19 protein-coding genes and 1 pseudogene are annotated in these 21968 nt (G+C 67.6%); 13 read left to right on the forward strand and 7 right to left on the reverse strand.

Annotation, left to right across the window (positions count from 1 at the left end):
- On the forward strand, positions 1-304 hold a 304-nt coding region (locus MCHUDSM44219_RS20750; RefSeq protein ID WP_048420147.1), incomplete at its 5' end, for an MMPL family transporter.
- Between the two features lie 19 nt (positions 305-323).
- Positions 324-809, forward strand: coding sequence for a ribonuclease E activity regulator RraA (gene rraA, locus MCHUDSM44219_RS20755; protein WP_048420148.1), 486 nt, complete (start codon positions 324-326; stop codon positions 807-809).
- 29 nt (positions 810-838) lie between these two features.
- On the opposite strand, the gene MCHUDSM44219_RS20760 is transcribed toward rraA, so the two are convergent.
- On the reverse strand, positions 839-2314 hold the full coding sequence (locus MCHUDSM44219_RS20760) for a flavin-containing monooxygenase (protein ID WP_048420149.1): 1476 nt from the start codon (positions 2312-2314) through the stop codon (positions 839-841).
- A 76-nt stretch (positions 2315-2390) separates the two neighbouring features.
- Between MCHUDSM44219_RS20760 and MCHUDSM44219_RS20765 the strand changes: the two genes are divergently transcribed.
- Together MCHUDSM44219_RS20765 and dinB are read left to right on the forward strand one after the other, a co-directional pair.
- Positions 2391-3047 carry a TetR/AcrR family transcriptional regulator gene (locus MCHUDSM44219_RS20765; RefSeq protein ID WP_048420150.1) on the forward strand — a complete coding sequence of 219 codons (657 nt, stop codon included), beginning with the start codon at positions 2391-2393 and terminating at the stop codon, positions 3045-3047.
- Between the two features lie 9 nt (positions 3048-3056).
- Complete coding sequence (gene dinB, locus MCHUDSM44219_RS20770; RefSeq protein ID WP_048420151.1) at positions 3057-4271, forward strand: DNA polymerase IV; 1215 nt, start codon at positions 3057-3059, stop codon at positions 4269-4271.
- A gap of 1 nt (position 4272) precedes the next feature.
- On the opposite strand, the gene MCHUDSM44219_RS20775 is transcribed toward dinB, so the two are convergent.
- Complete coding sequence (locus tag MCHUDSM44219_RS20775) at positions 4273-5277, reverse strand: PHP domain-containing protein (RefSeq protein WP_048420152.1); 1005 nt, start codon at positions 5275-5277, stop codon at positions 4273-4275.
- Positions 5278-5368: 91 nt separating this feature from the next.
- On the opposite strand from MCHUDSM44219_RS20775, the gene MCHUDSM44219_RS30050 reads away from it, so the two are divergent.
- The 6 genes from MCHUDSM44219_RS30050 to MCHUDSM44219_RS20805 all read left to right on the forward strand — a co-directional run bounded on the left by MCHUDSM44219_RS30050 (position 5369) and on the right by MCHUDSM44219_RS20805 (position 10868).
- Positions 5369-6517, forward strand: a complete 1149-nt coding sequence (locus tag MCHUDSM44219_RS30050; RefSeq protein WP_053081322.1) for an EspA/EspE family type VII secretion system effector — start codon at positions 5369-5371, stop codon at positions 6515-6517.
- Positions 6518-6540: 23 nt separating this feature from the next.
- Positions 6541-6837 (forward strand): type VII secretion target, encoded by a 297-nt coding sequence (locus MCHUDSM44219_RS31760; RefSeq protein WP_413783635.1) that lies wholly within the window; start codon positions 6541-6543, stop codon positions 6835-6837.
- 20 nt (positions 6838-6857) lie between these two features.
- Positions 6858-7307, forward strand: coding sequence for a hypothetical protein (locus MCHUDSM44219_RS20790; RefSeq protein ID WP_053081324.1), 450 nt, complete (start codon positions 6858-6860; stop codon positions 7305-7307).
- Complete coding sequence (locus tag MCHUDSM44219_RS20795; RefSeq protein ID WP_131722336.1) at positions 7286-8773, forward strand: 9-bladed beta-propeller domain-containing protein; 1488 nt, start codon at positions 7286-7288, stop codon at positions 8771-8773. The genes MCHUDSM44219_RS20790 and MCHUDSM44219_RS20795 overlap by 22 nt, the downstream gene beginning before the upstream one ends.
- Positions 8774-8868: 95 nt before the next feature.
- Positions 8869-9246, forward strand: a complete 378-nt coding sequence (locus tag MCHUDSM44219_RS20800; protein ID WP_048420153.1) for an ArsR/SmtB family transcription factor — start codon at positions 8869-8871, stop codon at positions 9244-9246.
- Entirely contained in the window at positions 9243-10868 is a 1626-nt protein-coding gene (locus MCHUDSM44219_RS20805) for a SulP family inorganic anion transporter (protein ID WP_048420154.1), read from the forward strand. Before MCHUDSM44219_RS20800 ends, MCHUDSM44219_RS20805 begins: the two co-directional genes overlap by 4 nt.
- Positions 10869-10872: 4 nt before the next feature.
- Here the strand turns inward: MCHUDSM44219_RS20805 and MCHUDSM44219_RS20810 are convergent, their stop codons facing one another.
- Positions 10873-11442, reverse strand: coding sequence for a TIGR03086 family metal-binding protein (locus tag MCHUDSM44219_RS20810; RefSeq protein ID WP_048420155.1), 570 nt, complete (start codon positions 11440-11442; stop codon positions 10873-10875).
- 52 nt (positions 11443-11494) lie between these two features.
- On the opposite strand from MCHUDSM44219_RS20810, the gene MCHUDSM44219_RS20815 reads away from it, so the two are divergent.
- A complete protein-coding gene (locus MCHUDSM44219_RS20815; RefSeq protein ID WP_048420156.1) occupies positions 11495-12352 on the forward strand; it encodes an LLM class F420-dependent oxidoreductase in 858 nt (285 codons plus the stop codon).
- A gap of 487 nt (positions 12353-12839) precedes the next feature.
- Here the strand turns inward: MCHUDSM44219_RS20815 and MCHUDSM44219_RS20820 are convergent, their stop codons facing one another.
- The 3 genes and pseudogenes from MCHUDSM44219_RS20820 to MCHUDSM44219_RS29595 form a co-directional block, all read right to left on the reverse strand.
- Positions 12840-14306 carry a glutamate synthase subunit beta gene (locus MCHUDSM44219_RS20820; RefSeq protein ID WP_048420157.1) on the reverse strand — a complete coding sequence of 489 codons (1467 nt, stop codon included), beginning with the start codon at positions 14304-14306 and terminating at the stop codon, positions 12840-12842.
- Positions 14299-18230, reverse strand: a 3932-nt coding sequence (gene gltB, locus MCHUDSM44219_RS20825; RefSeq protein ID WP_131722339.1) for a glutamate synthase large subunit, incomplete at its 5' end; no start/stop codon positions are given. The genes gltB and MCHUDSM44219_RS20820, both read right to left, overlap by 8 nt.
- A gap of 1 nt (position 18231) precedes the next feature.
- A pseudogene (locus MCHUDSM44219_RS29595) lies at positions 18232-19029 on the reverse strand (glutamate synthase subunit alpha); the annotation flags it as partial.
- 633 nt (positions 19030-19662) lie between these two features.
- Between MCHUDSM44219_RS29595 and MCHUDSM44219_RS20830 the strand changes: the two are divergent.
- Both MCHUDSM44219_RS20830 and aqpZ read left to right on the forward strand, forming a co-directional pair.
- Positions 19663-20463 carry a PaaI family thioesterase gene (locus MCHUDSM44219_RS20830; RefSeq protein ID WP_048420159.1) on the forward strand — a complete coding sequence of 267 codons (801 nt, stop codon included), beginning with the start codon at positions 19663-19665 and terminating at the stop codon, positions 20461-20463.
- Between the two features lie 109 nt (positions 20464-20572).
- Positions 20573-21352: an aquaporin Z gene (gene aqpZ, locus MCHUDSM44219_RS20835; RefSeq protein ID WP_048420446.1), complete on the forward strand. Its 780-nt coding sequence runs from the start codon at positions 20573-20575 to the stop codon at positions 21350-21352.
- A gap of 10 nt (positions 21353-21362) precedes the next feature.
- Here aqpZ and MCHUDSM44219_RS20840 read toward each other — a convergent pair whose 3' ends face one another.
- Positions 21363-21911, reverse strand: coding sequence for a Dps family protein (locus MCHUDSM44219_RS20840; RefSeq protein ID WP_048420160.1), 549 nt, complete (start codon positions 21909-21911; stop codon positions 21363-21365).
- Positions 21912-21968: the final 57 nt, after the last annotated feature.

The following is a 21968-nucleotide window of genomic DNA, read 5'->3' on the forward strand; positions in this document are numbered from 1 at the left end:
ACCCGCCAAGAAGGCTGCTGCGCCTGCGAAGAAGGCCCCGGCCAAGAAGGCGCCGCCCACGAAGGCCCCAGCCACCCGGGTGGCACCGCCGCAGGACGCCGATGCAGTGGCGACCGCCGCCAAAGAGGCTGCGGCGCAGGCGAAGTCCACTGTCGCCACCGCGAGCACCGCCGTCACCGGCCCGCCCCCGGTACCGCGTGACACCCCGGCGTCGTCGCGGCTGCCCGTCGCCGCCGCCGTGATCACCGGTGTGCTGGCGGTCATCGTGGTGCTGCTTGCTGCGCGGCGCAACCACGACGACTGACGGACGGCATAATGGCGCGGTGACTCTCACCCCTCGCCCCACCGCTGACCTGGTCGACGAGATCGGACCCGACGTCCGCAGTTGTGATCTGCAGATGCGCCAGTTCGGCGGACGCGCCGAGTTCGCCGGCCCGATCACCACGGTGCGCTGCTTCGAGGACAATGCGCTGCTGAAGTCGGTGCTCTCCGAGCCGGGTGATGGCGGCGTGCTGGTGATCGACGGCGACGGCTCGGTGCACACCGCGTTGGTGGGTGACGTCATCGCCGAGCTCGGCCGGTCCAACGGCTGGTCGGGGTTGATCATCAACGGAGCGGTGCGGGACGCTTCGACCTTGCGGACGCTCGACATCGGCATCAAGGCGCTGGGCACGAATCCGCGCAAGAGCACCAAGACCGGTGAGGGGGTGCGCGACGCCGCCGTCGAATTCGGCGGTGTGGTGTTCACCCCCGGCGACATCGCCTACAGCGACGACGACGGGATCGTGGTCGTCGGAGACGACAAATAGACAGTGGTCGTCGGAGGCTGACGGGCCCTCTAGGCCGAAGTCCTTACCGGCGCTGAGTGTCTGGTGAACCGTAGTGCAGCGTCGTCGACCTTGCCGCGCCGGATCAGTTGGAGGTCGAGCAGGTAGTTCTGCTTGAGACGCCACGGCGTCCGCGAGCCCGCCTTGGGCAGGTAGTCCAGCGCGCGCAGCACATAACCCGGGGTGAAGTCCATCATCGGCCGCTCGTCCACGGTGGCGCCGGGGTGCTGCGGCTCGACGGCGTCGAAGCCGCCGGCGTCCATGTGATTGATGACGCGGCAGAAGAACTCCGACACCAGGTCGGCCTTCAGGGTCCAGCTGGCGTTGGTGTAGCCGATCGTGAACGCCATGTTCGGCATGTTCGTCAGCATCATGCCCTTGTAGGCCATGGAGTCGTTGAGCACCAGCGGCTCGCCGTTGCGGGAGATCGATGCACCGCCGAACAGCTGCAGATTCAAACCCGTTGCGGTCACGATGATGTCGGCGTCCAAGTGCTTGCCGGAGGCCAGCTGGATGCCGGTCGCGGTGAACCGCTCGATCGTGTCGGTGACGACGTCGGCCTTGCCGGCGCGGATCGTCTTGAACAGATCGCCGTTGGGGGCCAGGCACACTCGCTCGTCCCACGGGTTGTAGCGCGGGTTGAAATGCTTCTCGACGTCGTAGCCCTCGGGCAGCCGGTGCTTGGCCATGGTCAGCAGTTGCTTTCGGAAGAAGTCCGGGAAACGGCGCGCGATCTGGTACTGCGCGGATTGGGCCAGGATGCTCTTCCACCGGTTCAGCACGTAGGCGGCCTTGGCGGGCAGCCGCTTGTTGGTCGCGACGGTGAACGGATCGACGTCGGGCAGCGCCGCGATGAACGTCGGGGAGCGCTGCAGCATGGTCAGGTGGCCGGCTCCCGAATTAGCAAGCGCCGGAATGAGAGTCACGGCAGTGGCACCACTGCCGATGACGACGATTCGCTTACCGGCGTAGTCGAGGTCCGCGGGCCAGTGCTGCGGATGGACAATCGGGCCGGTGAAGTCCTGCGCTCCGGGGAATTCCGGGGCGTAGCCCTGGTCGTAGTTGTAGTAGCCGCTGCACGCCATCAGGTAGCGCGCGGAGATCTCGACCTGCTCGCCCTCGCGCTCGACGGTCACCGTCCAGCGGTTGTCCGCGTCGGACCAGTCGGCGTGGGTGACGTTCTGGCCGTAACGGATGTGCTTGTCGATGCCGGATTCGGCGACGGTCTCCTTGAGGTAGGCCATGATCGCCGGCCCGTCGGCGATGGCTTTGTTCGACGTCCACGGCTTGAAGCGGAAGCCGAGCGTGAACATGTCGGAGTCGGAGCGGATACCGGGGTACTGGAACAGGTCCCACGTGCCACCGAGGTTGGCGCGGCGTTCCAGGATGACATAGCTCTTGCCCGGGCAGCGGTCCTGCAGGTGCCAGGCGGCGCTGATGCCGGAGATGCCGGCCCCCACGATGACGACGTCGACGAACTCGGTCATCGCGCCACGCTATCAACGGCGCGTCGACGCAGTCAACAGTGCGTCGAAAATATCGACAGGGTGTAAAGTCGGGAAGGTGACGACCACCGGCCACCCCCGATCGACCCGGAGTAGGCGCGCGACGCGCCCGTCCGGCGACGATCGGGAGATCGCGATCCTCGAGACCGCCGAACGGCTGCTGGAAGACCGCCCGCTGGCCGAGATCTCCGTCGACGACCTGGCCAAGGGCGCCGGGATCTCACGGCCCACGTTCTACTTCTACTTCCCGTCCAAGGACGCGGTGCTGTTGACGCTGCTGGAGCGCGTCATCGCCGAGGCGGACGCCGCGCTGGAGGATCTGATCGCCAACCGGCCCGCGGATCGGCGGGCGATCTGGCGTCGGGGCATCGACGTCTTCGTCAGCACCTTCGGCGCACACCGCGCGGTGTGCGCGGCGACGGTCGGGGTCAGGGACACGCATTCGGAGGCCCGTGAGCTGTGGGCCCGGTCGATGCAGCGCTGGATCGAGCACATCGCCGCGGTCATCGAGGCCGAACGGGCCGACGGCGCCGCGCCGGTGACGGTGCCCGCCCTCGAGTTGTCGACCGCCCTGAACCTGATGAACGAGTCGGTGATGGCGGCGGCCTTCATCGGTCACCAGCCCTCGATCCCCGATCACCGCGTGCTGGACAACCTCGTGCACATCTGGACATCGGCCATCTACGGCGATCCGGCGGGAGATGTCAGCCCCTGATGCGAACATATGTTCGTGTCCGGGGAAGCGAGCATCCTCCACGCTGATCTCGATTCGTTCTACGCATCGGTGGAGCAGCGGGACAACCCGGCGCTGCGCGGCCAACCGGTGATCGTCGGCGCCGGTGTGGTGCTGGCGGCCAGCTACGAGGCCAAGGCGTTCGGCGTGCGCACCGCGATGGGCGGTCGGCAGGCCCGCGCGCTGTGTCCGCAGGCCGTCGTCGTGCCGCCCCGCATGTCGGCGTACTCGAAGGCCAGCGAGGGTGTGTTCGAGGTGTTCCGGGACACAACACCGCTCGTGGAGCCGCTGTCGGTCGACGAGGCGTTCCTCGACGTCTCGGGCCTGCGCCGGGTGTCGGGCACCCCGGTGCAGATCGGCGCACGCCTACGCGAACGGGTCCGCGACGAGGTCGGGTTGCCGATCACCGTGGGGATCGCCCGCACCAAGTTCCTCGCCAAGGTCGCCAGCCAGGAGGCCAAGCCCGACGGACTCCTGCTGGTGCCGCCGGACCGCGAACTCGCGTTCCTGCACCCGCTGCCGGTGCGGCGGCTGTGGGGTGTCGGCGCGAAAACCGCGGGCAAGCTCCGCGAGCACGGCATCGACACGGTCGCCGACGTGGCCGAACTCAACGAGGCGACCCTGAGCTCGATGGTGGGCGGGGCGATGGGCCGGCAGTTGTTCGCATTGGCCCACAACATCGATCGTCGGCGCGTCGTCACCGGGCAGCGCCGCCGCTCGGTCGGCGCCCAGCGCGCGCTGGGCCGGGCCGGCAACACGATGTCGGCGTCGGAGGTCGACGCGGTCGTGGTCAACCTGGTCGATCGGATCACGAGGCGGATGCGCGCGGCCGAGCGCACCGGGCGCACCGTGGTGCTGCGCCTGCGGTTCGACGACTTCGCCCGGGTGACCCGGTCACACACGCTGCCGAGGGCCACCGCGTCGACCGACGTGATCCTCGGGGCGGCGCGGGCTCTGGTCACGGCGGCGGGTCCGTTGATCGCCGAGCGCGGTCTGACGTTGATCGGGTTCGCGGTCTGCAACATCGACCGCGACGGGGCCCAGCAGATGGAGCTGCCGTTCACCCATTCCGCGCTGACGGCCGACACCACGAGCATCGACTCGGCGGTCGACCGGGTTCGTGGGCGCTACGGCAACGCGGCGGTGATGCGGGGCGTGCTGGTCGGTCGCGACCCGGGATGGGAGATGCCGATGCTGCCGGACTGATTCAGGACCTGGTCCACTCGAGCAGGGTGTCGGCGTCCCAGGTGTTGACGATGCGCTCGGGGGCGAGCCCGGCATCGAGGGCGCGCTGAGCGCCATAGCCGAGGAAGTCCAGCTGCCCCGGTGCGTGCGAGTCGGTGTCGATCGAGAACACACAGCCGATGTCCATCGCGAGGGTCAGTAGCCGGGTCGGCGGGTCACGCCGTTCGGGCCGGGAGTTGATCTCGACGGCTGTGCCGGCGTCGCGGCACGCGGTGAACACGGCTTCGGCGTCGAAGCGGGACTCCGGGCGCATGCCCCGCCCGCCGGTGACCAAGCGGCCGGTGCAGTGGCCGAGGACATCGGTGTGCGGGTTCTCGACGGCTTTGATCATGCGCCGGGTCATCGCCGGCGCATCCATCGCGAGCTTGGAGTGCACGCTGGCGACCACCACGTCGAGACGGTCGAGGAGCTCGGGCTCCTGGTCGAGCGAGCCGTCGTCGAGGATGTCGACCTCGATCCCGGTGAGAATCCGCATGGGAGCGACAGTTTCGCGGATCTCGTCGATGACGTCGAGCTGCTCGCGCAGACGGTCGGGCGACAGTCCGTTGGCGATCCTCAGCCGCGGCGAGTGATCGGTCAGCGCGCAGTACTCGTGGCCGAGATCGCGGGCGGCCAGCATCATCTCCTCGATGGGGGCCGACCCGTCTGACCAGTTCGAGTGCACATGCAGGTCGCCGCGCAGGGCCGCGCGGATCTCGCCACCACCGAGATCCTGCGCAGACTCCCGCAACTCGACCAGCACGTCCGGCTCCCGGCCGGCCCAGGCCTGCGCGATCACCGTCGCGGTCTTGGGTCCGATCCTGGGCAGCGACTGCCAGCTGTTGGCGGCGCCGTGTTTCTCGCGCTGGGCATCGGTGAGCGCTTCGACGACGTCAGCGGCGTTGCGGTAGGCCATCACCCGCCGCGAATCCTCGCGCGCGCGGTCCTTGTAGTAGGCGATCTGGCGCAGTGCGGTGACCGGATCCATGCCCCCAGTGTGCCCCTAGAACGGTGCACACATTCGTGTCAAGACCCCTCTACGGAGGTTGTTAGGCTTTCGCTGACGGGAGGCGGGGGTAGTGGGTCTGCTGGAGGATCTCTTCCAGATCGGCGACGGCGTGCGTAGCGGTATCGAAGACGCGCCGAGTTTTATCGTCAACATTCTCAGCGGGGACGTGCACGGCGCGGTGACCGACGGCCGCAATCTCATCGGCGACGTGACAGGCATCCTCGACGGCGTCCAGGGGCTGGGCGTCAGTCTCGGTGAGGTGCCGAGGAGATACCTCGGCTCAGCCGCGAAGCTCGCTGATTCGAAGATCCTGGCGGCCGCCCAGCTGGCCATCGAAGGTCAGAAAGCGCTGACCGGCTCGGGTGATCCCGACGAGGGCAACGGGTATCGCGAATCCGGCCGCCGACTGGAGGACACCGTCGAGACGCTCATCGACGCCGCGCCACACGACGACCGGTGGGACGGAGCGGCTGCGAAGGCGTACAGGACGGCGAATGACGTGCACAGACGCAGGGCATCAAACGTCCAGACAGCAGACACGGAGATTGCGCGAATCATCGGCCTTGAAGCGGCCCAAGTGCGCCGTACGCGGGAGACCCTGGACGACGTCTCACAGAACCTCTACGACTTCGGACTCGCCACCTCGTGGATGAACTTCGTCCCCGGCATGGCGGCTGCCAAGGCCGCAGCGGACATCGCCACGGCGGCAGCCGCGATGGCGACAACCAATGGCACGGTGGCGATCCTGGTCAAGAATTCTGCGGAGAATGCCTTGGGTATTCGACGAGCAGAGCGCGCTTACCTCGAGGCAATCGCCGCTGTTGCCGACGAAGATCGTGCAGCGGAAGCAACGCCAGAACTGGCTGGCCCGTGCGGTGCCCTGATCAAACAGTCCGATGATCTCGCTCAGCTACCTCAACGGATCGCCGAACAAGACACTTACAAAGTTCCGGACGCAGATCCTCCGTGGGGCCCTCCTGCGACGCCTTACAGTGCCGCCCCGTCGCACCCCTCGGCAGGCGCTCCACCGCGTACCGGGACTTCACCCCCGCAACCAAAGGCTCCGCGAATATCAGTGCCGGCGACGCCGAAACCGACCGCGGCGCCACCCGGTGCAGCTGCGGCTCCCGCGGACCGCGCCGGATTCACGGGCCAGAGCACAGGGCGCGCGCCCGAACCGATCGATCGGAAGAACGTCAAGAAAGCCGAAAACCGTTGACCAATGCCGAAGTCAACCTCAGAGTGTTGACAGACCATATCGATGAGTTGGCTGAGCAGCAGTCGCGAGCCGCCGATCAGTTCACAGGCGCGAACCGTGCCGTTGCCGGCGCGTCCTCCAGGATCACAGCGACCCATGGAGTCATCTGTGCACTCACAAGCGAAGCGTTGGCGACTGCCGACGAGGCGCGACAGTCACTCGGACTCAGCCTCTTTCGAAGGTCGGAGGACCTGTCCGCGAAGCTGACCACAGCGGCTTCAAACTACAAGAACGCCGATTACCTCGCGGGACAGTCCATTGGCCAGCAGTGCCGATCGTGACAAGGAAGGCCGGCTGACCCATGAACGTCTCCTGGGATGACACGCCAGGTGAACCGGTCCTCGACCACTGCACCGACACATCCGTTCTTTCCGCGCTCGACATGTACAGACCATCTACCTTTCCCGACGAGGACTTGGTGCAAACGGCACTGTTCACTGCAGCCAATCCGTCTGGCTCGGTCGCCGTGACCGTTCTGCTGAACGGCCAGATCCTGCGAGTCGAGCTCGCGCCCGACATTTCCATGACTGAGGCCGAACTCGGCGCAGAGGTTGTCCTCATCGCCTCACTGGCGCAAATGCAGGCTCGCGCCGGTATCCATACGATCGTCGCTGCGCTCATGCGACTAAAAGGACACGATCCCGCGCACACCGCCAGCATTCTCGAACGCAATCTGGGTTTCCCCTCACCCAGCACGCTTGCCACCGAGCGGGTGAAGGTGCTCGCGTCGTGTCACGTCAGCGACGAATGATGGCACATCCATCCGGTCGACGAATACCCCCTCGTTGGGCTACGTGGGAGAGAATGACTGACGAGGAGCCAAACCTCCGCAAGCGATCGCGCTGGCCGTTCGCCATCGCAGCCCTTATCACCATCGGAGTGGTCATCACCGTGATCGGGGTGATCTACTGGCGAGATTCGAAGAGTGACAGTTCATTCGGTCCACGTGTCAGCTGGCAGCCCTCGAACCAGATCGTCCTGAAGTCGTCGATGTCCGTGCGTCCGGTGTCAGGTTGGCGTCTTGGCGCCGCCGATCTGAGCCTGCCCGAGGGCATCCGATTCTCCACCGACGACATGCCGATTCACTCCCGTCCGCTCATCGGGAACATCGGCGATCGAGCGTTCCTCCTCGCGAGAACCTTGGGTAGCCCCACCGAGTGGTGGCTCGCCGGGGTCGACGTGTCCGACGGACAGCGCTTGTTCCCCGCAATACAACTCAACACCGGATCCAGACCCGAATGCTTCCTCAACGGCCCAGACGCTGTTCTCTGCCTGACAAGTGAACTCGCGAACCGGACGGCATGGGTCATCGACTCCCATACCGGGGTGGTGACGTACACCGGTCCGACCGATCTCGACGTCCAACCGAACGACCTCAACGTCGAACAGGTCGGTATCTACGCTGTCGCCCAGACCGTTGACCAAGGTGTCTACGGTGTCGGACCGAGGGCGAATACCACCTGGTTCGTCCCCGGGGCAGGCGATGCGTCACCGAAGTATCTCAACACTCTGGATACCGATCCCCCTGGTCTGGGATTTCAGACCACCTCCGGCAGAGGATCTTTCGGCAAGATCGTGTTCTCGCTGTCCGACGGTCGTGTCATCAGACCGCACGTGCCCGCCGGCGCCGAGCAGCAGGACACCCTCCTCTATCCCGGAGGCTTCGGTGCGCGCATCGCATCGAATGGCGACGACGAGATCCAACTCTTCGACGACAACGGCAATCGGAGCGCCCCACGACCCGTTGTCGGTCAATTCCCCACCACCAAGGGCTTCTTCGACCTGCCCATCATCTCTGTCCACGACGTCAGTCACGGCTGGGTGGCCATCACTCCACGCGGTGAGCTGGTCTTCGCCGCACCCAAGGATTCTGGTGGGCCGGTCAGGTTCATCGGATCCCGACTGATCATCAATGCCAGTGAGTTCTCCACCCGAGGTTGGGCTCAGTACGACACCCGCTCCGGCTCGTGGGGCAAGAGATGCACCAACCTCGACCTGGACTTCGGGTACCTAGGGTACGACGGTCGCGTAGCGGTGACTCGGGACGGCAACCAGACGATCGGACTCGACACCGAGGCCACGGATCTGGACACCTGCGAACGGCTGTGGGTGATCAGCTCCGCGCCAGGGGTGTGGCGCGATGTCTGGCGCATCAACACCACGCTCGTTCAATTGTCCGACGACGGGACCGAATTGACGTCGCTCGTCGCGCCCTGACGCGTCACCGTCAGAGAGCGCGATCCCGGGCGGCCAACGGATGCCGTACCATGCACTTGAGAATTCATTCAATCCATCAATCCGCTAGGTTCACCATGCCCGACCGCTTCCCCACCGGCGAGCAGCGCCCGCTGTACGAGACCAAGGCCAATCTCTTCAAGGCACTGGCCCACCCCGCCCGCATCCGTGTGCTCGAGATCCTCTCGGCCAGCGGTCGGCCCACGCCGGTGAGCGAGATCCTCGCCCAGGCCGACATCGAGCCCACCCTGCTCTCCCAGCACCTCGCGGTTCTCAAACGCCACCACGTCGTCACGGGACACCGCGTCGGCAACGCGGTGATCTACGAATTGGCCCACCCCAAGATCGCCGAACTGCTGGTGATCGCCCGTACCTTCCTCGCCGATACCCTTGGCGGACAACGCCATCAGCTCGACGCGCTCGACTCGTTGCCTCCACTCGGCGAACCCCGATGATCGCCCGCCTACTCCCGGGTCGCGGCGACTACGCGGACCTGCCGCGCTCATGGCGGCGCGACATCCTGGCCGGCATCACCGTGGGCGTCGTCGCCCTCCCGCTGGCGCTGGCGTTCGGGATCAGCTCCGGGGTCGGCGCGGCCGCGGGGCTCATCACCGCCGTCGTCGCCGGGCTGGTCGCCGCCGTGTTCGGCGGATCGAACGTTCAGGTGTCAGGCCCCACCGGCGCGATGGCCGTCGTGCTGGCGCCGATCGTCGTCGCGCACGGGCTCGGCAGCGTCGCACTGGTCACCGTGCTGGCCGGACTGCTGGTCCTCGCCGCCGGAGTCACGGGCCTGGGACGTGCGGTGACGTTCATCCCGTGGCCGGTGATCGAGGGATTCACCCTTGGCATCGCCGCCATCATCTTCCTGCAGCAGGTTCCCGCGGCGTTCGGCGCCACCGGCACCGCCGGCGAACGCACGCTGACCACCGCATGGAACGTCGTCTCCCATGTCGACTGGAGCCACGCGACGCGAACGCTGGGCGTGGTGGCGTTCGTCGCCCTCCTGATGACGATCCTGCCGCGGCTGCACCGCGGTGTTCCCGCATCGCTCGCGGCGGTCGTGACCGCGACGGTGCTCGTCGTCGCACTGGGACTACCGGTCGCCACCATCGGAGAACTCCCCGCCCAGCTGCCCGCCCCGGTTCTCCCCCACGCCGACGCCGGTGCCCTGCGTGACCTCCTGGGCGCGGCGCTGGCCATCGCCGCGCTGGCGGCCATCGAGTCACTGCTGTCCGCGCGGGTCGCCGCGACGATGTCACCGACCGGTCCGTACGACCCCGACCGCGAGCTGGTCGGGCAGGGGCTGGCGTCGGTGGCCTCGGGCCTCTTCGGCGGAATGCCCGCGACCGGAGCGATCGCCCGCACCGCGGTGAATGTCAGGTCGGGCGCCCGCACCCGCGTGTCGGCGATCGTGCACTCGCTGGTGCTGCTGGGCGTCGTCTACCTGGCCACCGGGCCGGTGTCGGCGATCCCGCTGTCCGCGCTGGCCGGCGTGCTGATGGTCACCTCGTTCCGGATGATCTCCGCGTCGACGATACGAAAGATTCTGTGCTCCACACGATCTGATGCCCTGACGTTCATTCTGACCGCGGCGGTCACCGTCTGCTTCGATCTGATCAACGCGGTCGAGATCGGCATCGTCGTCGCCGCGTTCTTCGCGCTCCGCAGCGTGGCGCGGCGCAGCAGCGTGGTGCGCGAGGACCTGCCCGGCCCGGCTGAGCCCGGTGACGAGGAGATCGCGTTGCTGCGGCTGGACGGCGCGATGTTCTTCGGGGTGGCCGACCGCATCTCGACGGCGATCGTGGACGCCGACCATCCGCATACGTCGGTGGTCATCATCCGGATGTCTCAACTGGGCATGCTCGACGCCACGGGCGCGAACACGCTGGCCCAGATCTGCGCCGAGCTGGAATCCCGCGGCATCACGGTCATCATCAAGGGGGTACGGGAGGAACACTCGGCGCTGCTGGAGAACGTCGGTGTCTTCGAATCTCTGCGCCACGAAAACCATCTCGTGGACACCCTCGACGAGGCGGTCGAACACGCCCGCACCCATGTGAGCAGCCGGCCGCACTGAGCCCCTATCGCGTCCAGCCCGGGTCCCGGCCGGTGAGCGCGACCACCCGGTCCAGCAGCGGCGCCTCATCGGCGACCGGCACCGGCGCGTCGAACAACCCCTCGACCGGTGGCCCCTCGGCGAACGTCGTGACGTGCGGCAGCACCGCCTCCAAGACGGTGTCGTCGACGGAGTACGGCTGCCCCGTCGCCCGGGCGAGGTCCCAGCCGTGGACGACCACCTCGGTCAGCGCGATCAGCCCGCCGACGTCCGCGGGGAAGTCGACGCCGCCCGCACGGGACATGCCCTCCCATGCCGACGGTTCACGCCACGCGGCGGCCATCGCCTGAAGCCGGTCGGGGTAGGCAGCGCGCCAATCCGTCTCGAGATCCTCACTGACCTCCGGCGGGTTGTCGGTCAGCTCGCCGTACCGCTTGTCCGCCGCCGCGGTGAAGGCCGCCGCCAGGCCGCCGAGGTGCGACACCAGGGCCGCCACGCTCATGTCGGCGCAGGGGGTTCGCCCCGTCAGGTGCTCGTCGCGGACGTTGTGCAGAAGGTCGGCGGTGCCCGCACACGCCGAGGTCATGTCGATCATGTCCGTACCGACCAATCGGCGGCCGCGAAGTCATCGTTCTAGAGTCGAAGAAGTGAGATTCGCATTCAAGACTTCGCCGCAGAACACCACCTGGTCCGACATGCTGGCGGTCTGGAAGGCCGCCGACGACATCGACGTCTTCGAGTCCGGCTGGACCTTCGACCACTTCTATCCGATCTTCTCCGACTCGACCGGCCCCTGCCTGGAGGGGTGGGTGACGCTCACCGCGCTGGCCCAGGCCACCACCCGGCTGCGGGTCGGGGTGCTCGTCACCGGTATCCACTACCGGCACCCCGCCGTCCTCGCGAACATGGCCTCGGCGCTGGACATCGTCTCTGACGGCCGGCTGGAACTGGGGATCGGCGCCGGCTGGAACGAAGAGGAGTCCGGCGCGTACGGCATCGAGCTCGGCAGCATCAAGGAGCGCTTCGACCGCTTCGAGGAGGCCTGCCAGGTGCTCAAGGGCCTGCTCTCGCAGGAGACCACCACCTTTGACGGCCACTACTACCAGCTCAAGGACGCACGCAACGAGCCGAAGGGACCGCAGCAGCCCCATCCGCCCATCTGCATCGGCGGGAACGGCGAGAAGCGCACGCTGCGGATCACCGCCCAGTACGCCGACCACTGGAACTTCGTCGGCGGCACCCCCGAGGAGTTCGCCCGCAAGCGCGACGTGCTCGCCCGGCACTGCGCCGACGTGGGTCGCGACCCGAAGGAGATCCTGCTGTCGGCGCACGTCCGCCTCGGCGAGGACCGCAACTACCGCCGCGTCATCGAGGATTGCATCGCGCTGGGCGCCGAGGGCCTCGATCTCGCGATCGTCTACCTGCCGCCGCCCTACGATCCCGCGGTGCTCGAGCCGCTGGCCGAGACCATCCGCGATTCGGGGCTGCTCAGCAAAGACCGCTGACGGTCACGGAACGATAACGGCCGGCAAAAGTGAGCTCTGACAGCGTCCGGAGGGCGCCTACGGGAGCGACAGAATTCGCTAGTAGCCGTATCGCACGAGCTCGTCGGCGGTGATCAGCCGTTCCGCCTTGGCGGGAAAAGTGCGGCTCTTGACGGGGTGGCGGAACAATGACCAGGCCATTCGCCCCATCCGCGTCCGGGTAATCGGGTTGATGTACACGGTGAAACTCCTGCGGTATGTCAATAGCTGAACCGGGGAGCCACCTTACCGCAGCGCCCTCACCGAGTCATTAGATACCTGACTGCTGGCAAACAGTTGGAGGCACGCCGAATAAAAATATGCTGTTTCTGGTGTGACTGGAGTGACGTGTGTTAACGCGCCGAAACCGTGCTGCGACCGTCTCGTGCACCGAGCGTGCCGTCACGGTTGTGAAATCGATGCGATCGCAACCGCCTGTGCGCGCTCGGTGATCGAGCGTCGAATGTGCCTAGCGCTGAGGGACGGCCGTCGGCTTGATCGGCGCCGGCAGCGCCGTGTGTCCCATCAGGTACTTATCGACTGCCGACGCGGCCGCGCGGCCCTCCGCGATCGCCCAGACGATCAGCGACTGCCCGCGCCCCATGTCGCCGGCGACGTAGACGCCGGGCACCGAGGTGGCGAACACCGAGTCACGCCCCACGTTGCCGCGCTCGTTCATCTCGACACCGAGGTCGGTCAGCAGGCCTTCCCGCTCGGGGCCGGTGAATCCCATCGCGAGCAGTACCAGGTCGGCGTCCATGTCGAAGTCGGTGCCCTCGACCTTCTCGAACTTGCCGGCCTTCATCTCGACCTCGTAGCCGCGCAGCCCCGTCACGCGGCCGTCCTCGCCGTAGAACTCCTCGGTGTTCACCGAGTAGACCCGTTCGCCACCCTCCTCGTGCGCGGAGGTCACGCGGTACATCAGCGGGTACGTCGGCCACGGGGTGGAATCGGCACGGGTCTCCGGCGGGCGCGGCATGATCTCGAACTGGTGCACGTGCTCGGCACCCTGACGGTGCGCGGTGCCCAGACAGTCGGCGCCGGTGTCACCGCCGCCGATGATGATGACCTTCTTGCCCTTGGCCGTGATCGGCGGCTGGCCGTCGTCGTCGACGACCGGGTCGCCGAGCTGGACGCGGTTGGCCCACGGCAGGTACTCCATCGCCTGGTGGATGCCCGCCAGGTCGCGGCCGGGGATCGGCAGGTCGCGACGGGCGGTGGCGCCTCCGGCCAGCACGACGGCATCGAACTCGGAGCGCAGCTGCGCGGCCGTGATGTCGACCCCGACGTTGACGCCGGTGCGGAACTGCGTGCCCTCGGCCCGCATCTGCTCCAGGCGCCGGTCGATGTGGCGCTTCTCCATCTTGAACTCGGGGATGCCGTACCGCAGCAGCCCGCCGATGCGGTCGTCGCGCTCGAACACCGTGACGTCGTGGCCGGCCCGGGTGAGCTGTTGGGCCGCAGCAAGTCCCGCGGGTCCCGATCCGACGACGGCCACCTTCTTGCCCGTCAGCCGGTCCGGAGGCAGCGGCACGACCCAGCCTTCGGCGAAGGCCCTGTCGATGATCTCGACCTCGACCTGCTTGATGGTCACGGGATCCTGATTGATGCCCAGCACACACGACCCCTCGCACGGCGCCGGGCACAGCCGCCCGGTGAACTCCGGGAAGTTGTTGGTCGCGTGCAACCGCTCGATGGCGTCGCGCCAGCGGTCGGTCCGAACCAGGTCGTTCCACTCCGGGATCAGGTTCCCCAACGGGCAGCCGTTGTGGCAGAAAGGAATTCCGCAGTCCATGCACCGCGACGCCTGGACCTGCAGGTGATCCTCGGGGAAGTCCTCGTAGACCTCTTTCCAGTCCCGCAACCGGAGATCGACGGGCCGCCGCGGCGGGGTCTCGCGGTGGGTGTACTTCATGAAACCGCGCGGATCAGCCACTTGCGGCCGCCATGATCGCCTCGTTCACATCGTCTCCGTTGCGTTCCGCATCGGCGATGGCCTGCAACACACGCTTGTAGTCGCGCGGCATCACCTTGGTGAAGTGACCGAGCTGGGTGTCCCAGTCGGCCAGGATCCGTTGTGCCACCGCAGAATCGGTGGCGTCGACGTGCGCGGTGATCATGCCGCGCAGGAACTCGACGTCGTCGTCGTCGAGGCTCTCGAGCGCGACCATCTCGGCGTTGAGGTTGTCGGGTAGCGCGCCGTCGGGGTCGTACACGTAGCCGATGCCGCCGGACATGCCCGCGGCGAAGTTACGCCCGGTGGGGCCCAGGATGACCACCCGTCCGCCGGTCATGTACTCGCACCCGTGGTCACCGACGCCCTCGACGACGGCGTGGGCGCCGGAGTTGCGGACCGCGAACCGTTCGCCGACCTGACCGCGCAGGAACAGCTCGCCGCTGGTCGCGCCGAACAGCACGACGTTGCCGGCGATGATGTTGTCCTCGGCGACGTACTCGGCCGGCGCACCGTCCGGCGGGCGCACCACGATGCGTCCACCCGACAGGCCCTTGCCGACGTAGTCGTTGGCGTCGCCGTAGACGCGCAGCGTGATGCCCTTGGGCACGAACGCGCCGAAGCTGTTGCCGGCCGAGCCCTCGAAGGTGATGTCGATCGTTCCGTCCGGGAGACCCTGGCCGCCATAGGCTTTGGTGACCTCGTGGCCGAGCATCGTGCCCACGGTGCGATTGACGTTGGCGATCTTCGTCGAGAAACGCACCGGGGAGCCGGAGTCCAGCGCCTCGCGGCACTGCACGATCAGCTGCTGGTCGAGCGCCTTGTCTAGACCGTGATCCTGACGGGAACTGCAGTACAGGTCCTGGTTCATGAACGCCGAGTCCGGCTCGTGCAGCACCGGTGCGAGGTCCAGCTTGTGGGCCTTCCAGTGCTCGGCGGCCCGCGCGGTGTCGAGCGCGCCCACCTGGCCCACCATCTCGTTGACGGTGCGGAAGCCCAACTGCGCCATCAGTTCGCGGACTTCCTCGGCGATGAACAGGAAGAAGTTCTCGACGAACTCCGGCTTGCCGTTGAAGCGCTGGCGCAGCACGGGGTTCTGGGTGGCCACGCCGACGGGGCAGGTGTCGAGGTGGCAGACGCGCATCATGATGCAGCCGGACACCACCAGCGGTGCGGTGGCGAACCCGAACTCCTCGGCGCCCAGCAGCGCGGCGACGACGACGTCGCGGCCCGTCTTGAGCTGTCCGTCGACCTGCACCACGATGCGGTCGCGAAGTCCGTTGAGCAGCAACGTCTGCTGGGTCTCGGCCAGGCCGAGCTCCCACGGCGCGCCCGCGTGCTTCATCGACGTCAGCGGGGTGGCGCCGGTGCCGCCGTCGTGCCCGGAGATCAGCACGACGTCGGCGTGCGCCTTGGACACACCGGCCGCGACCGTTCCCACGCCGTTCTCGGAGACCAGCTTCACGTGCACCCGTGCCTGCGGGTTGGCGTTCTTCAGGTCGTGGATCAGCTGTGCGAGATCCTCGATCGAGTAGATGTCGTGGTGCGGCGGCGGGGAGATCAGCCCGACGCCGGGCGTGGAGTGCCGCACCTCGGCCACCCACGGGTACACCTTGTGCCCCGGGAGTTGGCCACCCTCACCGGGTTTGGCGCCCTGGGCCATCTTGATCTGGATGTCGGTGCAGTTGGTCAGGTAGTGGCTGGTGACGCCGAACCGGCCGGAGGCGACCTGCTTGATCGCGCTGCGCCGCCAGTCACCGTTCTCGTCACGGTCGAAACGGGAGACCGCCTCGCCGCCCTCACCCGAATTCGACCGTCCGCCAAGACGGTTCATCGCGATCGCCAGCGTCTCGTGCGCCTCGGCGGAGATCGAGCCGTAGCTCATCGCGCCGGTGGAGAACCGCTTGACGATCTCGGTGGCCGGTTCGACCTCGTCGATCGGCACCGGCGGGCGCTCGCCCTCACGGAACTTGAGCAGCCCGCGCAGCGAGGCCATCCGTTCGCTCTGGTCGTCGACGAGCTTCGTGTACTCCTTGAACACCTCGTACTGACCGGTGCGGGTGGAGTGCTGCAGCTTGAACACGGTGTCGGGGTTGAACAGGTGGTATTCGCCCTCGCGACGCCACTGGTACTCACCGCCGACCTCGAGTTCGCGGTGCGCCCACTCGTCGGGACGGTCGAGGTAGGCCAGCGTATGGCGGGCCGAGACGTCGGCGGCGATGTCATCGAGATCGATACCGCCGACCGGACAGGACAGCCCGGTGAAGTACTCGTCAAGCAGCTTCTGGCTGATGCCGATGGCCTGGAACAGTTGCGCGCCGGTGTAGGACGCCAGCGTGGAGATGCCCATCTTCGACATCACCTTGAGCACGCCCTTGCCGGCGGCCTTGACGTAGTTGGCCTTGGCCTGGTCGCTGCTGATGCCGGTGATGACGCCGCGGTCGACCATGTCCTCGATCGACTCGAAGGCCATGTACGGGTTGATCGCGGCGGCGCCGAAGCCGACCAGGCACGCCATGTGGTGCACCTCGCGGGCGTCACCGGCCTCCACGACGAGGCCGACCTTGGTGCGGGTCCGGTCCCGGACCAGATGGTGGTGCACCGCGGCGACGGACAGCAGCGACGGGATCGGCGCCATCTGCTCGTTGGACTCGCGGTCGGAGAGCACGATGATGCGGGCGCCGTCGCGGATGGCGGCCGAGACCTTCGCGCGCACGTTGTCCAAGGCTTCCTTGAGGCCCTGGCCGCCGCGGTTGACGGGGTACAGGCAGCGGATCACCGCGGCCCGCATGCCGTGCTTGTGTCCGCGGATCTCGTGGTCGGGGTCGACGCAGATCAGCTTCGACAGCTCCGCGTTGCGCAGGATCGGCTGCGACAGCGCGATCTGGCGGCAGGACTCGGCGTCGGGGTTGAGCAGGTCGCCCTCCGGGCCGACGGTGCCGGCCAGGCTGGTGACCACCTCTTCCCGGATCGCGTCCAGCGGCGGGTTGGTGACCTGCGCGAACAGCTGCTGGAAGTAGTCGTAGAGCACCCGGGGCCGCGACGAGAGCACGGCGATCGGGGTGTCGGTGCCCATCGAGCCCAGCGCCTCGGCGCCGGTGCGCGCCATCGGCGCGACCAGCAGGTTGAGCTCCTCGTAGGTGTAGCCGAAGATCTGCTGCCGCAGCACGACGCGGTGGTGCGGCATCCGCACGTAGTCGCCGGGCGGCAGCTCCTCGAGCTGGAACAGCCCGGCGTCGAGCCACTCCTGGTACGGATGCTCGGCGGCCAGCTCGGCCTTGATCTCCTCGTCGGAGACGATCCGGCCCTGCGCGGTGTCGACCAGGAACATCCGGCCGGGCTGCAGCCGCATCTTCTGCACGACCTTGGCCGGGTCGACGTCGAGGACGCCGGCCTCCGACGCCATCACGACCAGTCCGTCGCTGGTGACCCAGATGCGTGACGGGCGCAGCCCGTTGCGGTCCAGCACCGCGCCGATGACGGTGCCGTCGGTGAAGCACACCGACGCCGGGCCGTCCCAGGGCTCCATCAGGGACGCGTGGTACTGGTAGAACGCCCGGCGCGCCGGGTCCATCGACTCGTGGCGCTCCCAGGCCTCCGGGATCATCATCAGCACGGCGTGGGGCAGGCTGCGGCCACCGAGGTGGAGCAGCTCGAGCACCTCGTCGAAGCGGGCGGTGTCCGAGGCCCCGGGGGTACACACCGGCACGATCTTGTCGAGATCCTGGCCCGACCCGAACACGTCGGTGTTGATCAGTGCCTCGCGGGCGCGCATCCAGTTCTCGTTGCCGGTGACGGTGTTGATCTCACCGTTGTGGGCCACCCGGCGGAACGGGTGGGCCAGCGGCCAGGACGGGAACGTGTTCGTCGAGAAGCGGCTGTGCACGATGGCGATCGCGCTCAGGCNCTCGCGGGCGCGCATCCAGTTCTCGTTGCCGGTGACGGTGTTGATCTCACCGTTGTGGGCCACCCGGCGGAACGGGTGGGCCAGCGGCCAGGACGGGAATGTGTTGGTGGAGAACCGGGAGTGCACGATGCCGAGCGCGCTGGTGAGCCGCTGGTCCTGCAGGTCGAGGTAGAACGCCTTGAGCTGCGGCGTGGTCAGCATGCCCTTGTAGACGAACGTCTGACCGGAAAGGCTTGGGAAGTACACCGTCTCGCGGCCGGGGCCGTCCTGACCGGGCCCCTTGGTGCCGAGTTCGTGTTCGGCGCGCTTGCGCACGACGTAGGCGCGCCGCTCGAGGTCCATGCCGGAGGCGCCGGCGAGGAAGACCTGCCGGAACGTGGGCATCGCGTCGCGGGCCAGAGCGCCCAGCGAGGATTCGTCGGTGGGCACCTCGCGCCAGCCGAGCACCCGCAGACCCTCGGCTTCGGCGATCTTGCCGACCGACTCGCACGCCGTCGCGGCGTCCTTCGAGGACTGCGGCAGGAAAGCGATGCCGGTGGCGTAGCTACCCGGTTCGGGAAGGTCGAAGTCCACGACCGAACGGAAGTACTCGTCCGGCACCTGGAGCAGGATGCCCGCACCGTCGCCGGTGTTCGGCTCGGCGCCCTGTGCGCCTCGGTGCTCCAGGTTGAGCAGCGCGGTGATGGCCTTCTCGACGATGTCGCGGCTGCGGCGTCCGTGCATGTCGGCCACCATCGCCACGCCGCACGCGTCGTGCTCGAACGCGGGGTTGTACAGGCCCTGTGGACTGGGCGCCATTCCCACCTACCTTATTTCTTCACAGACCTCGGCGGAGCGTTCACGAACGGCAACCGTTGACGAGAGCGTTAGCCGGGGCGGCGGCGGAGGGACCTTCGTGCAGCACTGAACGACGGCCCTTTTTCCACGCGCCACAAGTGGTGAAAACGATATGACAAAGGGCCCCTGACATGCCAACTTAGTGCACCCTAAGCCAGTTCGCCGGACGAATGGGGCGTCGACGCGGGCCGCCGTCAGATCACAGTCGAATAACGTTGCCGTGAGCGATCTTTCACCCCGGCAACAACTCCGGGGTCCGGATGAGAGGCAGATCACAGACAGCCCACCCCTCGGGTAGGAATTTGCTACTCACCGGAGAAATGGCCGTGTAGTGCGCTAAAGGACCGTCTGGCATTTGCAGAAAGCCTCGTCGGATTCTTAGAATTCCCCTGCCGCCCGCTGAGAGCGGCCATGTCGGGGCCGAGCAAACCGCAGCGCCGGAGGTGCCGGTGATCCGTCGGCGGTATGCGTGCCCGATAGCGTTGATGCACAGCTCAATTCGTGCTCGCGGAGCGAGCCGGCCCCGATCGGCCTCCCGTGTGGGCATACCCCCAAGGGGTACCGACGTGGGGGCGGGGCCGTCAGGCTGCAGGGGTGCCCCATCCGTTGAACACCCCGCTGGGCCGCTTCGGCATCGACACCACCCGCGAAGGCGCGGACCGCTGTGTGGCGTCGATCCCGGTGGCCGGTCTGACCAACCCGTGCACCGGTGAGGCCACCGTCGCTCCGCTGGCCATGCTGGTCGACCACATCGGCGGCGTCGTCAACCATCTGCGGCGCGGCACCGGGGAATGGACGGTGTCCAGCGAGCTGGCCGTGGAGTTCGCCCCCGGCGCCGCGGAGGCCATCGCGGCCGCACCCGATGTGCCGGTGGTCGGTGTCGCACGCCCCTTCGGGCAGAAGAGCGGCACCGCTCTCGCGCTCTGCGACCTGAGCGTTCGGGACGTCGTCGTGGCCACCGCGACGGTGCGCTCGTTCTACATCGCCGCCCCCGCGGATCTCGTCACCTGGCCTGACGCCGCGTCGGGACCACGGCCCGGCCATCGGCTGGCCGACCTGATGGCCGTCGATATCGCTGAAACAGGCAGTGCTGGAAGCGCTTTGACACAGAACGACGATCCCGTGCTGAACAACGCGGTGGGCGCCGTGCACGGCGGGGTGTCGTCGACCGGGCTCGAGCTGGTCGGGGCCGCGGCGCTGCACCGGGCCGCGGGCGCCGCGTTCCACACCGCGTCGCTGCGGGTGAACTTCCTGCGTCCCTTCCACGGAGGCGGGGAGGCCCACTACCTCGCCAGGGCATTGCACGCCGGCCGCGGCAGCGGGGTGGCCGAGGCTACGGCGGTGGGCGCCGACGGCCGGACCGCGCTGCTGGCGCGGCTGACCGGTTACCGCTGACCTGCGGTGGAGCCGCCGTTGCGCTAACGCATCAGTTCGGACACGCCGAACCCGGTGCGCACCGCGGGATGTCACCGTGGATCCCACCACCGAGCGGAAGGGGCCCACGATGCGTCCACCGACGATGCTGCACCGGCTCGCAGCGGAATTCATCGGAACGTTCTGGCTGGTGTTCGGCGGGTGTGGCAGCGCCGTCTTCGCCGCCAAGTTCCTGTCCGACGACGGCGTCTCCCTGGGGATCGGCTTCGTCGGCGTCTCTCTCGCGTTCGGGCTGACGGTGCTCACCGGGGTCTACGCCTTCGGCACGATCTCCGGCGGCCACTTCAACCCCGCGGTGACATTGGGCGCGGCGCTGGCCAAGCGGGTCGAATGGAAGGCGTTGCCCGGCTACTGGATCACGCAGGTGGTCGCCGGACTGGCCGCAGGCGCGGCAATCTATGCGATCGCCCGCGGGCGCGCGGGCTTCTCAGCGACGGGCAACATGGCGGCCAACGGGTACGGCGCCCACTCGCCCGGCGGCTACTCGCTGGTGGCGGTGCTCATCGCCGAAGTGTTGCTGACCTTCGTGTTCCTGCTGGTCATCCTCGGCTCTACCGACGATCGCGCACCCAAGGGTTTCGCGGGGCTGTCGATCGGGTTGACGCTGACGCTGATCCACCTGATCTCGATCCCGATCTCCAACACCTCGGTGAACCCGGCCCGCTCCACCGGCGTCGCCTTCTTCAACGCCGACGGCGCTCCGGCGCAGCTGTGGGTGTTCTGGGTGGCGCCGTTGGTCGGTGCGGCGATCGCGGGCGTCGCCTACCCATACCTGTTCGGCACCGCCGAGGAACTCGCCGAACGCCCTGTGCGTGACGACGCGCTCCCCGGCGGAACCCCGGAGCACTGACGACGCGGCGTCAGGAGTTCTTCTTGGCCTTACTGGCCGCGCTCTTCTCGGTGCTGGCGCCCTCGTTGGCGAGCTGACCGCCCGCGTTCTCCAGGTGCGCGCGCACGAACCACTGGAACTTCTCCAGTTCGCCCGCGTGCCCGATGAGCATGTCCTCGGTGACCGGGTCGAGCTCCCCGAGCCTGTCGATGCTCTTACGGGTGTCCTCGATGACCCCGATGTAGACGAGATCCAGCGCGGCCAGATGCGCCTGGACCGTGTCGCGGCCGACGGAGTAGTCGTCCCAGGTGCGATCCTTCTGGATGGCGCCCGGCGTGCCCTGCGGTGACGCGCCGAGGGCCGCGATGCGCTCCGCGACCTCGTCGGCGTACCCACGCACCAGCTCCACCTGCGGATCGATCATCTCGTGGACGCCGATGAAGTTGGGCCCCACCACATTCCAATGCACATGCTTGAGGGTGAGGTGCAGATCGTTGTAGCGGCTCAGCGCCTTCTGCAGAAGTTCGGCCACCTCGGCGCCCTGCTTGTCGGACAGTCCGGGCACGGTGAATGCACTCATGTTGAGCTCCTTCGCGTTGTTCCCGCGAGGTGTACCCGGGCACTGGACGCGATAATC

It is taken from the genome of Mycolicibacterium chubuense (assembly GCF_001044255.1).
GTDB lineage: Bacteria > Actinomycetota > Actinomycetes > Mycobacteriales > Mycobacteriaceae > Mycobacterium > Mycobacterium chubuense.

Coding starts and splice junctions, on each gene's coding strand:
- MCHUDSM44219_RS20760 (WP_048420149.1), bottom strand. CDS start 2,314: ATGACCGAGTTCGTCGACGTCGTCATCGTGGGGGCCGGCATCTCCGGC.
- MCHUDSM44219_RS20805 (WP_048420154.1), top strand. CDS start 9,243: ATGATCGCCCGCCTACTCCCGGGTCGCGGCGACTACGCGGACCTGCCG.
- MCHUDSM44219_RS20790 (WP_053081324.1), top strand. CDS start 6,858: ATGAACGTCTCCTGGGATGACACGCCAGGTGAACCGGTCCTCGACCAC.
- dinB (WP_048420151.1), top strand. CDS start 3,057: ATGTTCGTGTCCGGGGAAGCGAGCATCCTCCACGCTGATCTCGATTCG.
- MCHUDSM44219_RS20775 (WP_048420152.1), bottom strand. CDS start 5,277: ATGGATCCGGTCACCGCACTGCGCCAGATCGCCTACTACAAGGACCGC.
- aqpZ (WP_048420446.1), top strand. CDS start 20,573: ATGCGTCCACCGACGATGCTGCACCGGCTCGCAGCGGAATTCATCGGA.
- MCHUDSM44219_RS20800 (WP_048420153.1), top strand. CDS start 8,869: ATGCCCGACCGCTTCCCCACCGGCGAGCAGCGCCCGCTGTACGAGACC.
- MCHUDSM44219_RS20840 (WP_048420160.1), bottom strand. CDS start 21,911: ATGAGTGCATTCACCGTGCCCGGACTGTCCGACAAGCAGGGCGCCGAG.
- MCHUDSM44219_RS20810 (WP_048420155.1), bottom strand. CDS start 11,442: ATGATCGACATGACCTCGGCGTGTGCGGGCACCGCCGACCTTCTGCAC.